We start from the raw sequence: 14,057 nt of genomic DNA, 5'->3' as shown, positions 1-14,057 counted from the left end.
AATACAGTGTAAGAAAACAGAAGTAAGAGGTGTAAAAATGAAGCGGAAGAAACGATTAGATCAATTTATTTACGGTTTTATGACCTTGTTAATCTTGATCAATTCACTGACTCCTTTGACGGTATTTGCCGAGGAGCTGAATGAACCTGAACTAAAACTTGAGAGTATCACAGCAGGACAGAACGCTAGTCAACTAGACGTTCAGCTCATGCTAGAGGAGGGGCAAGATGATCGAAAAATTCAGCTTTCTCAACCAGTGATTCAGCAAGCGACTATCGAAATGGTTGGTAAAACAACAGCGTTAAAAGTAGAGAACGATCAAGAGATTATTATTCCTGGTGATGTTGCTGGATCAGGCACTATCCATTTCAATCTAAAGGATACAACTGAATTAGCTAGCTTGGACGTCACGTATGAGCAGCAGAAACTAACTTATACGTTTGAACAAGCAGCTAACTCTGATTCAGTGAATTCAACTGAAACAGCAACTAGCTCTTCAGAAACAGCAAGTAAAACAGAAAACACAGAGCCTGATTCATCGAAAGAAACAATGAAAACGACTGAATCAGCAACAGTAGCGACAACAGAATCCACTCAGTCAGACGCAGTTGAGAACGAAAAGGCGCGGGCTAATGGCCCTACCGATATTCGAGAATATTTTCCGAATGGTGAAGGTACGATTTTGACGAGCTCGAATTTAGTTTATTTGGACGAGAATGGCAATGTTGTCACCCCGCCAATCACCTTTAACACGACAGTCCGAGCGTTCTATACCTGGAATATTCCAGAAGATGTGCGTCAGCAAATCGAACCAGGAGATTACTTTGATTTCAAATTACCCGAAGAATTGAAACCCAAGCAAGCACAAACCGGTGAATTAAAAAATGAAGCGGGCGAAGTTTATGCTAAATATACCATTGATCAAGACGGAAATATTCGTTTTGAATTTACTGAAGAGGTAAAAAATCAAAGTGATATTAATGGCAGCTTTTATTTTGATACGGAGTTCAAAAAAGAGCATATTGATGGCCCCGGTGATATCACCATTCACTATCCGGTGGAGGATGATTTGCCGCCTGTCAATGTTGAGATCCGTCCTGATACGGAGCAATCCATTGACAAGCAGGGACACTTCGATCGGACACCTAATCCTAGCAGTGTCGAGTGGACAGTCGACTTTAATCAATCCATGAACCATTTAGAAGATCCGAAGATCACGGAAAAATGGCCTGAAGGAATTGACTATAAATCTGTAAAAGTAATGGAATTAGAAATGAATCTAGACGGAACCATTAAAGAAGTAGGTCGAGAACTCAGCTCAAATGAATATACTGTTGATAAAAATGGCAATGTCACGATTTTAGGTGAGACCAACAAAGCCTATCGTTTAGTTTATCAAACAGATATTGAAGACTCAGCGAAGCCAGAAAACGGTGGAAAAGTCAGTTTTACCAATGTCGCACAGTTGACGGATAAAAATGACGACGATGGAATCGATGCCAAAGCAACAGTGACAAACACATTTGGGAAACCAGTTGAAAAAAATATGGTCGGCTATGATCCCAATAATCAGGAATTCAGCTGGGCGATCAAATACAACTATGACGAGAAGAATATTGCTAAAGGTGATGCCGTAATTACGGATACCATCAGTAAAAATATGGATCTTGTCGATGATTCAATCAAGCTTTATCCAATCACCTTCGATAAAAAAGGAAATGAAGTTAAGGGAGAAGCTTTAGTTGAAGGAAAAGATTATGTTTTGGAGCCCAATCCTGATGGCGAAGGATTTGTCATTAAATTTTTAAATGATGTCGACGGAGCGGTGCGAGTCGAGTACAAAACCAAGGTTAATGGTATCGTCTCCGATCCTACTCAAGTAACAAATAATGTAACAACAGGCACGGGACAAACAGATGGTGACAAAGGAACGGCGCAGCAACAAAACGTGATCAAAAATATTACAGATATCGATTACGCGGACAAAAAAGTTGGCTGGAAGATTAATGTCAATAAGAATCACTATTACATGGAAAACCTAGTATTAACCGACACCTATTCTCCAATACCCGGCCTATCAATGGCGATCAAAGAAGATTTAAAGCCAGATTTTGAAATTCGTGATGTAACGAAAAATCGTGTCTTGGTGCCGGGACAAGATTATGATCTTGAGTTATTAAGTGATAGCTCAGGAAAAAATGAGATTGGTTTTAAAGTCGTTTTCAAAGGAGATTACAATCCAACGGAGTCCGAATTAGAAATCAACTATCGGACGAATTTTGATGTGAGCTTATTGGACCCTAATAATCCTGAGTTAGATCATTTTAAAAATAAAATGCAGGCTGATTGGGAAGATGAAAATGGCGGAAAGCATACTTCTGATGACGACAAAGACTTCAAACCTCATGATCCATTCCAATTAAATGCTCAAAAAAGTGGGATCTATAATGCTCAAACGAAGCATATTACTTGGACGATTGCAGTGAATCTCAGTCATAATATCCTCACGCACGCACAGCTGCAGGATAAAATAAAAGAGAATCAAGACTACGTCGATGGCTCATTGAAAATTTACAAAGCTGAGGTCAAGAAAGATGGCACCGTTACGAAGAAGCAGCCTGAAGAAGTCGTAAATGACGAGATGAAGAAGATTGTTGAACCTAGCACTTCCAATGATCAGCTGCTGCAAATTGATTTTCCTGAAGGATCAGACGAAACGTATCTAATCGAATTTGACACCTCTGTGGAAGGGAAGATCGTCGAAGGATCGAATCAATACACCAATGTCGCACGCTATGAAAACAATGACGATGACCGTGACGTCACCGGAGAGGTCGGCGTAAAATATGGCGGTAAATATGCCCAAAAGACCGGTGAACAGGACAGTAAAAATCCTGATTATGTCAATTGGCATGCAGTGATCAATCCTTCCCAATCAACGCTTGATCATGTGGTGATCAAAGATGAACCTTCCGATAACCAGGTGATCGATCAGGATTCCATCCAACTTTACGAAACAACCGTCGCAGAAGATGGCACCGTAACGCTGAATTATGATAAACCTTTGAAATTAAATAAGGATTACACCGTAGAAATCACCACCGATAATGTCACGGGTAAACAAACCATGACCATCAAGCTGAATGACAAAATCGATACTGCTTATCAGCTAGAATACCGCAGCTATATCACCTCCTCTTCTGAGGGAAGTAAAGATACTGTTTCAAACAAAATTACGGTAACAGGCGACAATGAGCAGACGGTTTCTGGTGGTGATGGCGAAGATGTCACGGTAGAACTGAATCACAGCGGCGGTTCAGCGTCTGGTAAAAAGGGGAAACTAGTGATCCAAAAGACAGAAGCAGACGGAAAAACACCTTTAACAGGGGCTAAGTTTGAACTTTGGAATACCTCAAAAACTCAATTATTGCGTAAAGGTGAAGTTGATGAAAATGGACAGCTTATTTTTGGTAATCTGCCTTATGGTGAGTATTTATTAATCGAAACAGCTGCGCCTAAAGGCCATACTATTCCAGATGATTTAGCCGATGGCCAGCGAATCACAATTGACGACAGTACCTCAACTGAAAATGCAGGTGTGATGACGATTCCGAATGAGCGCAACAAAGTCATCCTGCAAAAGACCGATGCTGATGGAAATCCCATCAAGTTTGGCGGAGATATTCAAGAAGGTGCTCGCTTTAAACTAGAACATTTTAGCAATTTGATGCCGAATCACTCACTTTGGGAACCAGTTGAATTGAATCCTGATCGCTTAAATAGTGAGGGGATTTTAGAAATTGATAGTTTGCCGCTAGGACTGTACCGGATTACCGAGATTGAGTCACCCAATGGCTATATTCTGAATAATGATCCTGTAACCTTCGTGGTCTATCGAAACAGCAACCATCAAATCCCGACGATCAATGTGAAATATAAAAATTATCAAGGTTCTGCTGAATTAATCAAAACGGACAGTGAAGGCAACCCGCTGCAAGGCGCCGAGTTTGATGTTTTAGACAGTAATGGCAAGAAAGTGAATCCACAGCCTTTAGTCTCACAAGCAGATGGAAAAGTTACCATAACAGGACTTGCACCAGGAGACTATAAATTTGTCGAAACCAAAGCACCACAAAGCTATATTCTTAACAACAAGGAAGTCCCTTTTACGATAGATGAAGTTGCTCATGGAAAACCAAAAACAGTGACGACACAATCAAATGGTTCTCCTTTAGAATTAACGAACTATCAAGGTTCTGTTGAATTTGTGAAGAAAGATAAAGAAGGCAAGGCGCTTGCAGGAGCCGAGTTTGATTTATACAATGCTACGAACCAAAAGGTAAATCAAGAACCAATTAAATCAGGTGAGGATGGAAAGGTTCATTTCGATCACCTGGCGCCAGGGAATTACACGCTTGTCGAAACGAAAGCACCAGAGGGTTATCTCTTAAATGAAAAGAAGGTCACATTTACGGTGAAATCGTCGCATAACGGCAAGGTTCCAGTCATTGAGTTAGCTGACTACATTAACTACAAAGGGTCTGTCCAATTAACGAAACGCAATACCGATGGAGAAGGCTTATCCGGTTCAGAATTTACTCTTTATAAAGATGATAAGAAAACCGTGGTAAAAACAGCTAAAAGTGATAAAAACGGCAACGTACTCTTTGAGGATTTGGCACCGGGAACGTACTATTATCAAGAAACAAAAGCACCAACCGTTACCGAAGGCTCTGATTATGTTATCAATCCAGCCTTGATCAAAGTAGAAGTACCTAAATCAGCCGATGGAAAACCCGCGACTATTGATGTCGGTGATTTCCAAAATTTCCGCGGAAAAGCGCAAATCACAAAAGTGGGTGAGGGCGGTTCGATTGCAGGCGCAGAATTTGAGCTTTACAGAATCGTTGATGGCGAAGAGCAGCATGTACGAAAAGTGATCACTCCTGAAAATGGGATTCTTGATATTTCAGACCTTGGAGCCGGAAATTATAAGCTTGTTGAAACCAAAGCAGCACCGGGCTATATCGTCAATGACCAACCCATCTATTTTGTGGTTCAGGAGAATGATGATCAAAATCCGATCATCGACAATCTAGATTTTGAAAACTATCAAGTAGAAGTGATTGGCCGGAAAATCAATGAAGCAAAAGAAGCTCTAGCCGGGGCAGAATATCAAATCTATAAGGCAGATGATCAGGATCAGCCAATAGGAGATCCGGTCTCTGTCACCAATCGAGACGCTCAATCTACAACAACCATAGTTACTGATAAAAACGGTGAAATATACTTTAAGGGAATTAACCTAGAAGGAGAAGCCTCGCAAAAATATGTACTTGTTGAAACGAAGGCACCTAAAGGTTATATCTTGGACACCAAACCTCATCCATTTGAGATTCACGAACAAACAGGAAAACCAGAGCCAATTGATTTAGGTGATTTTATCAATTATCAAGGCTCAGTCGAATGGCTGAAGAAGGATGAAGCTGGTAAGGCACTCCAAGATGCAGAGTTCGAGATTCGCGATGAAGCAGGCAAGGTTCAAACGGTGATGAATGCATCAGGAAAAGCAGTTGAAAAGCTTATCTCAGATAAAACAGGAAAAGTTTTTGCGACAGGACTGACTCCTGGTAAATATGAACTCGTTGAAACCAAAGCACCAAAGAATTTTATCTTGAATAAAAAGATCGTTTCATTTGAAATCAGCAATAAAGCTTCAGGGAAACCTGAAACCATCATACTTGAAGACTTTATCAATTATCAGGGCAGCGTCAAAATGACAAAGGTTTCAGATCAAGGGAAACGCTTGTCAGGATCCGTCTTTGGATTGTATCACGCTGATGGAAAACAAGTCGGAGAGTATACTTCTGATAAAAATGGGCAACTCTTAGTAGAAAATCTTTCACCAGGGGATTATTACTTTATGGAGAAAGAAGCTCCAGCTGGCTATACAATCAATAAAGAGAAACGAACATTTACGATTCAATCAGCTGAAGATAATAAACCCGCAATCGTTGATGCTGGAGAGTTTGTGAATAAGAAACTCCCTAAAATACCTGATGTACCGAAATCGTCAAATCAATCAAACAATTCTAAGCATGATTTAGGAACAACAACAGGAAGTTACCCGAAAACCAATGATACTCGCAACCCGTGGTTATTGGTGATTGGTGTAGCAGTTCTTATCATTGCTGGAACCATTTATTATAGAAGAAAAAAAGTGTAATTCTAAAGACCTAAACAGTGAAATATCTGCTGTTTAGGTCTTTTTCTCATTGCTTAATATGTGAAAGCGCTATATGATTTGGTCAAAGAGCTTTGAAGAAAGGATGAGTTGATGAAAAGAATAGCGTTTTTTGATTTGGATGGGACACTTTGCCAAGGCAACACGTTGGTATTGGGTGAAGGACTTGTTGAAGCATTTGATCAGCTGCGGAAAAATGAAATCCATCCTGTCATTGCTTCGGGACGAAGCTTATATGAAGTGAAGGAGTTGTTTCAGAAACTAAAAATTGAAAACTTCATTTTAGCGGGTGGCGGCTATGCTCATTTTTCTGGGAAAACAATCATCAACAAAACCTTTTCGAACCCAGAGATCGAGATGATTTTGGCGCTGACAGAAAAGCATGATTCCCCCATTGGGTACTTCAATCAGCAAGGCTATGCTGTGACGCGACTTTCAGAAATGGTAAAAGCACACGCAGTCCATATGGAAATCAAGGGATTGACTATTTCACCAGACTTTTATCAAACCAATGCGGTCAATTATATGAATTTGTATCTGGATGAGCAGACAGAGGCTAAAATCGACACCGAGCTCGAGGAATTCGTCGATCGCATGCGTTTTTCGCCTTTAGCATTGACCGTCTCACCTAAAAATGTTTCAAAGGGCAAGGCCGTTCAAAAAATGCTAGAGCAACTTTCCGAGTCAGCCGTCGAGACCTATGCCTTTGGCGATAATGATAACGATGTATCCATGTTTCAAATCGTCGATCATGGGATTGCCATGTCGAATGCTACCGAACAGTTGAGAAATCATGCGACATATGTAGCGCGATCCGAACACGGTGTGTTGGAGGGATTGAAGTATTACGGGCTGATTTCCTAGAAAATGACTATTGCAACCTACTTTCGAACAATGGTATGATTTATTGTGAACTGGAAAACTGGAGCTAGGGTTCCGCTCAGTAGAGGACTGTGACCGAGGGCTTCATCTTTTACTAATCTGTAAAAGGCACCTATTGATATAAAAAATCCGAGGGGAAAGGTTCAGTGTATTTGTGATGCACTGACTTTTCACTCGGATTTTTTCGTCTGAGAAAATCGTCTGTGTATCCATAAAAATCAACAACAATTGAAAGGATGACAGGAATGATGAAACTTGCTTTTTTTGATTTAGACGGGACATTGTGTTCAGGAGGAAGCCTGCAGGTAGATCAGGAGACGATCGCTGCCTTTGAGCAGCTGAGAAAAAATCAGGTACTGCCAATCATTGCCACGGGACGCAGCTATTATGAGGTAAAAGAGTTATTGAGGACACTTCAAGCAGAACATTTTATATTATCCAATGGCTGCTATGTTCGTTTAAATGGAAAAGTAATTCAAAATGCGAAATTTTCAACACCAGAAATCGAAAAAATAGTAAGGATTGCCAAGGAAAATCAGTTAGCTGTCGGCTACTTTAATCAGCGTGAGTTTGCGATCAATCAGCTATCAGATGTTGTAAAAGAGCACATCGCGTATATGGGAATTCAGGAGATTCCAATCTCACCCGACTTTTACCAAACGAACACGGTTAATTTTATGAATCTCTATTTAAATGAAGCGCTGGAGGAAAAGATTATTGGAAAATTAGCATCGGTAGCTGATACTGTTCGCTTTGCTCCATTAGCGATTGATGTTCTGCCAAAAAAGGTCTCAAAAGGAACCGCCATTCAAAAGCTCTTATCTTCGATGGCGGGGACACAGATAGAAACCTATGCCTTTGGTGATCAAAACAATGATTTAAGTATGTTTCAGCTAGTGGACTATGGAGTAGCGATGCGCGACGGCACAGAACAGTTGAAATCCCAGGCTTCCTATGTGGCGAAGACTGAAAATGGTGTATTGGAAGGGCTAAAGCATTATGGATTGCTCTCATAAGAAAAGACTGAAAGTATGATAAAACAATGAGACTTAAGGCGGATGTTCAAAGTTTAAGAATTCGTTAAGCTAAGTATATCAATGAAAGAGAGTAGGAAAGAGTGTGAAAGGGAATAAGAGAAATATTATCTATTTGATGTTAGGGCAATTTATCTCTGTGTTTGGTGGGGCGATTTTACGTTTTGCATTGTCATTATTTGTTTTAGATGTGACAGGAAGAGCCGACGTATTTGCAACCGTTCTAGCAATCTCAAGCGTACCTGTCTTGTTTGCACCAATTGGCGGAGCGATCGCGGATCGTTATGACCGAAAAGTCTTGATGGTGTTAATGGATGTTGCGAACGCCATTATTGCGGCATTATTATTCTTGGTTGTGGGAACTTCAGAATCTGTCTTAGGCATCGGAATCTTGATCTTCATTTTAGCGATTGTCGGCAGCTTTGATACGCCAGTTGTGGGCGCGAGTATTCCGTTATTGGTAGAAGAACATGAGTTGGAAAAAATTAATGGATTATCCAATGGAATTTTACAATTATCGAATGTGGTGGCACCGATCATTGGCGGGATTTTTTATGGGTTGATGGGAGCGAAGATGCTGGTTGCCAGCAGCATTATCTTCTTTGTGCTTGCTGCAATCATCGAAAGCTTTTTGAAAATTCCTTTTGAAAAACGTGAACAAACACCGGGAACTGTTATGGAAATATTAACCGCTGATTTAAAGGACGGGTTTAAAGAAGTCAAAAATAATCAAGTGATTTTTAAATCAATCGTGATTGCTGCTGCCATCAATTTTGCCTTAACCTCGTTCTTTATCGTTGGTTTGCCAATCATTCTACGGATGACTTTACAGGTTAATGACACAATGTATGGTATTGGGATGGGTGTCTTTAGTCTTTCCAGTATCGTTGGAGCGATTCTAGCTGGACCATTGACGAAAAATCTGAAGTTCAATAATTTTTATCGTGTGTTTACTTACTCGGGCATTATCTTGGTAATTACGAATATCTTATTGAATATGACCAGTGGTGGTGTAGGGTTTATGGTTGTTCTCATTATGGAGATCATCATTGGAATGATGCTGAGTGCAATCTCGATCTACCTAATCTCACTCGTTCAAAAAATTACACCAAAGGCAAACCTAGGAAAGGTTATGGCAACCATTATCGCAGTGGCACAATGTGCGGTTCCGTTAGGACAACTGGTGATGGGGTTAGTATTTAGAAACACGACGACCAGTGTTTTTGTTCCATTACTTATGATTAGTGCATTCGTTTTATTAATCTCTTTTGTGTGCTTCATGATGTTCAGAGAAACGAAGGAAAGCGATATTTATTCAGTAAAAGAGTAAGCAGAAAAATACGCTGGTCATTTTAGGCTGGCGTATTTTATTGTTTAAAAATGATAAATTTTAATTTTAAAAGCTAATTATATCTTTCTGTTCTGACGAAAATGGCTAATATTAACAAACGAGAATAAAATATACCTATTAAATTTCTTGCTTTTTTAATTGTTTTTTGAAATACTAAATTAAAAAGGGTGAATGATAATGAATGCTCAAAAAGAATTACAAGCATTGGTTGATAAACAAGAACTGTGTTTTTTAGGTTCTATTACTGAAGAGGGATATCCAATGATTCGTGCAATGCTAAAGCCGATAAAAATCGATGAGAGTTGTTTGTATCTGCATACGAATACGTCATCGAATAAAGTTCAACAATTTTTGGCTAATTCAAAAGCCTGTGTATATTTTTATGATGCAAAAAATTTTACTGGTATCTCGCTGATTGGAGAGATGGAGGTACTTTCTAAAGAAGCGGATAAAATTGAGTTTTGGCAGGATCAATACCACATTTATTATGAACAAGGGGAAGGGTTATCAGATTTCGCCGTACTAAAATTTACTTTTGATCAGGGAGAGTTTTATCAAGATTTTCAAGTAACCACCTTTTAAAAAAGGAATTCTTAAAAGACCATATAAAGATAGTGTAAAGAAATGGACGCAAGTTTCACACTATCTTTAGGTCTTTTTTTTTATGCTTAAAAAGTAAAGAAAGTAAGCCTTGTTACAACAGAAGTAAGGCTGATAAGGAGAGAAATGAAATGACGATTATTTTGGGAATCATTGGACTCTTATTAATGATTTATCTTTTCTGGTTTTTATTTAAGGGGGAAGAAATATGAGTAGTGTCATCTATCAAGGATTATTTTTCTTGTTTACTTTATTAGTATTGGCGTTGCCATTGGGCTGGTATATCAAAGAAATTATGCAAGGAAACATTCCAAAGGGTGTTCGATTCCTTCAACCTTTGGAGCGATTGTTTTATAAAGTTATCGGACCAATTAGTAAAAAAGAAATGTCCGCAAAGCGTTACGGAGCAAGTGTTTTATTATTAAGTATTTCATCAATCATATTGTTGATCGTTATTTTAATGACACAACACTTTATGCCTGGCGGCTCATCTGCGAAAAATTTATCGTTGCCGTTGGCATTGAACACGGCTGTTAGTTTTGTAACGAATACTAACTGGCAGGCATATGCTGGAGAGACGACCTTATCAAATGCTTCGCAAATGTTCGGATTAACGGTCCAAAACTTTGTTTCAGCAGGTGTGGGACTTTCAGTTTTAGTTGCATTGCTTCGGGGACTTTCACAGGTTAAAAAGAAGGCGCTGGGAAATTTTTGGCAGGATTTGACCCGTAGTTTGGTCTATATTTTATTGCCGCTAGCGATCATTTTCGCGGTTCTACTGATTTCTCAAGGAACCGTCCAAACTTTCAAATCAGGTATTTCTTATGAGGGATTAGAGGGGAAAAATCTCTGGCTTCATTTAGGACCAGTAGCTAGTCAAGTGGCGATCAAACAGCTTGGAACGAACGGTGGTGGCTTCTTTGGTGCAAACTCAGCCTACCCGTTTGAGAATCCGACAATTTTCTCGAACTTTTTAGAAAATTTGGCAATTTTACTGATTCCAGCCGCATTGATCTTTGCTTTTGGTTTTTGGGTCAAGGATTGGAAACAAGGTCGAACAATTATGATTGTTTCACTATTTTTCCTTTTGTTGGCTTTTATTGGTGTGGCATTTAGTGAGTACTATGGACCGGAATTTACTCATGTACTTGGTTCGACGAATTTAGAAGGGAAAGAAATGCGTTTTGGTGTCGGTTGGTCAAGCTTATGGTCAGTCGGAACGACAGCGGCTTCCAACGGGTCCGTGAATGCGATGTTGGATAGCTTTACACCGTTAGGCGGTGCGATCCCAATGTTCTTGATGCAACTAGGAGAAATCATCTTCGGCGGAGTTGGCAGCGGGCTTTATGGCATGTTGGCATTTTTACTGTTGGCAGTTTTTATTGCTGGATTGTTAGTGGGACGCACGCCGGAATATCTAGGGAAGAAGATTGAAGCTTTTGATATAAAAATGGCGAGCATCGTGATTTTAACGCCGTTGATGTTGACGCTTTTTGGAGCAATGATATTCGTTTTGCATCCAGAGGTGCTGACTTGGCTAAGAAATCAAGGTCCCCATGCGTTTAGTGAGTTGCTGTATGGAGCGACTTCACTAGCAAATAATAATGGGAGTGCTTTTGGCGGATTATTAGCTGATACGCCATTTATCAATCTTTTAGGTAGTTTATTGATGCTTGTATCAAGATACCTGCCAATCATAGCTATTCTGCTCTTAGCTGAGAATATGGGCAGTAAAAAGAAAGCGGCTTTAAGCTCAGGTACATTATCTACTGTTAGTCCAACGTTTGTATCTATGTTGATTATTGTTATTTTAGTGATTGGTGCATTGAGCTTTCTTCCAGCCTTAGCATTAGGCCCGATTGCAGATTATTTTACGATGAAATAGATGGAGTGAGTGAAAATGAAGAAAATCTATCAATGGGCTGTGGGTCAATCGTTTAAGAAGCTGGACCCTCGCCAACAAATCAAAAATCCTGTGATGTTTGTTGTCTATTTAGGTGCGATCATTACTACGGTGTTATGTTTTTATCCCATGGGCGTGCCATTATGGTTCAGTATTTCTGTCACAGTCTTTCTATGGTTGACCTTGCTTTTTGCCAATTTCGCTGAATCTGTGGCAGAAGGTCGCGGAAAAGCACAGGCTGATAGTTTAAAGCAGGCCAAAAAGGAAGTTATGACTTATAAAATACAAAGCTTAGCAGATATTAAAGAAGAGAATTTTACTGAGTTGAGATCGTCTGATTTAAAACGTGGTGATTTGATTTATGTGCGTGCTGGAGAACAAATTCCAGCCGACGGGGATGTGATTGAAGGAGCGGCTTCTGTCGATGAAAGTGCTATTACAGGTGAATCCGCTCCTGTCATCCGTGAATCTGGCGGTGACCGCAGTGCGGTGACAGGTGGAACCACCGTTGTTTCTGATTATCTAGTGATTCGAGTGACCTCAGAAAATGGTCAATCCTTCTTAGATAAAATGATCGCGATGGTAGAAGGAACGCAGCGTAAAAAGACGCCTAATGAGGTCGGACTGCAGATTTTCTTGATTACTCTAACAATCATTTTCTTAACGGTTTCGATTACTTTAGTACCGTTTACTGATTTTAGCAGTCAGTTATCTGGTAAAGGTGAAGCCTTATCGATGATTATCGTCATTGCCTTATTGATCTGTTTAGCTCCGACAACTATCGGTGCGTTGATTTCCTCGATCGGGATCGCCGGTATGAGTCGCTTAACGAAGGAAAATGTCATCGCTATGAGTGGTCGTGCGATCGAAGCTGCCGGTGACGTGGATGTTCTTCTACTAGACAAAACAGGAACCATAACGCTTGGAAATCGTCGCGCCAGCGAATTTTTACCAGTGAATGGTGTCAGAGAAGAACAGCTTGCAGATGCAGCACAATTATCTTCTTTAGCCGACGAAACGGCAGAAGGTCGCAGTATCGTGATTTTAGCGAAGGAACGATTCAATTTGCGAGAAAGGGAGTTTCAGCAATCTGAAGTGACCTTTATTGATTTTAGTGCAAAGACTCGGATGAGCGGCATCAACTATCGCGGGGATGAAATTCGTAAAGGTGCAGCGGATACGATGAAAAAATACGTTCAGTCAAAAGGTGAACAATATCCAGCTGATTGTGATGAGATTGTTGATAAAATTGCTCGTGCAGGCGGGACCCCTTTAGTAGTAGTAAAAAATAAGCGGGTGATGGGCGTTGTCTATTTAAAAGATATCGTAAAAAATGGTGTGAAAGATAAATTTGCAGATATGCGAAAAATGGGCATCAAAACAATTATGATCACTGGTGATAATCCATTGACAGCAGCGGCAATTGCGGCAGAAGCAGGAGTAGATGATTTTTTAGCTGAAGCCACACCAGAAAATAAAATGGACTTGATTCGCGATTATCAAGAAAAAGGCCATCTGGTCGCCATGACAGGTGACGGGACGAATGATGCACCAGCACTAGCACAGGCGGATGTGGCCTTGGCGATGAATACAGGTACTCAAGCTGCCAAGGAGGCCGGAAATATGATTGATTTGGATTCCAGTCCAACCAAATTAGTACAGGTTGTACAGATCGGAAAGCAATTGTTGATGACTCGCGGCGCTTTGACGACCTTCAGTATTGCCAATGATATTGCCAAATATTTTGCGGTGATTCCAGTTTTATTCTATAGTATTTATCCTCAACTGGATCGACTAAATATCATGGGTTTAGGTAGTCCGCTGACAGCAATTTTATCTGCCGTTATCTATAATGCATTGGTGATCGTAGCGTTGATTCCATTAGCACTCAAAGGGGTCAAATATCAGGAAAAGCCAGCTAGTCAGATTTTACGCCATAACTTGCTGATTTATGGTTTGGGCGGAATCATTGCCCCATTTATTTTTATCAAAATCATCGACCTGATTCTTTCGATGATCATTTTATAAAGAAGGAGCAGGGAT

General features: G+C 40.1%; 7 protein-coding genes. All 7 read left to right on the top strand.

Features of this window, described 5'->3' with window-relative positions:
• The first annotated feature begins 37 nt into the window (after window positions 1–37).
• On the top strand, window positions 38–6,226 hold the full coding sequence (locus tag KQI58_RS10185) for a SpaA isopeptide-forming pilin-related protein (RefSeq protein ID WP_216408856.1): 6,189 nt from the start codon (window positions 38–40) through the stop codon (window positions 6,224–6,226).
• Between the two features lie 111 nt (window positions 6,227–6,337).
• Window positions 6,338–7,108: a Cof-type HAD-IIB family hydrolase gene (locus KQI58_RS10180; protein WP_216408854.1), complete on the top strand. Its 771-nt coding sequence runs from the start codon at window positions 6,338–6,340 to the stop codon at window positions 7,106–7,108.
• Between the two features lie 263 nt (window positions 7,109–7,371).
• Complete coding sequence (locus KQI58_RS10175; RefSeq protein WP_216408852.1) at window positions 7,372–8,142, top strand: Cof-type HAD-IIB family hydrolase; 771 nt, start codon at window positions 7,372–7,374, stop codon at window positions 8,140–8,142.
• A 103-nt stretch (window positions 8,143–8,245) separates the two neighbouring features.
• Complete coding sequence (locus KQI58_RS10170; protein ID WP_216408850.1) at window positions 8,246–9,490, top strand: MFS transporter; 1,245 nt, start codon at window positions 8,246–8,248, stop codon at window positions 9,488–9,490.
• Between the two features lie 198 nt (window positions 9,491–9,688).
• Complete coding sequence (locus KQI58_RS10165; protein WP_216408848.1) at window positions 9,689–10,093, top strand: pyridoxamine 5'-phosphate oxidase family protein; 405 nt, start codon at window positions 9,689–9,691, stop codon at window positions 10,091–10,093.
• A gap of 226 nt (window positions 10,094–10,319) precedes the next feature.
• A complete protein-coding gene (gene kdpA, locus KQI58_RS10160; protein ID WP_216408846.1) occupies window positions 10,320–11,996 on the top strand; it encodes a potassium-transporting ATPase subunit KdpA in 1,677 nt (558 codons plus the stop codon).
• Between the two features lie 15 nt (window positions 11,997–12,011).
• Window positions 12,012–14,042: a potassium-transporting ATPase subunit KdpB gene (kdpB, locus tag KQI58_RS10155; RefSeq protein ID WP_216408844.1), complete on the top strand. Its 2,031-nt coding sequence runs from the start codon at window positions 12,012–12,014 to the stop codon at window positions 14,040–14,042.
• Window positions 14,043–14,057: the final 15 nt, after the last annotated feature.

This window comes from Enterococcus raffinosus, from assembly GCF_018917525.1.
Classification (GTDB): Bacteria; Bacillota; Bacilli; order Lactobacillales; family Enterococcaceae; genus Enterococcus_A; species Enterococcus_A raffinosus_A.
Note: the sequence above shows the minus strand (reverse complement) of the source record. Positions and strands in the feature narration are given on the sequence as shown.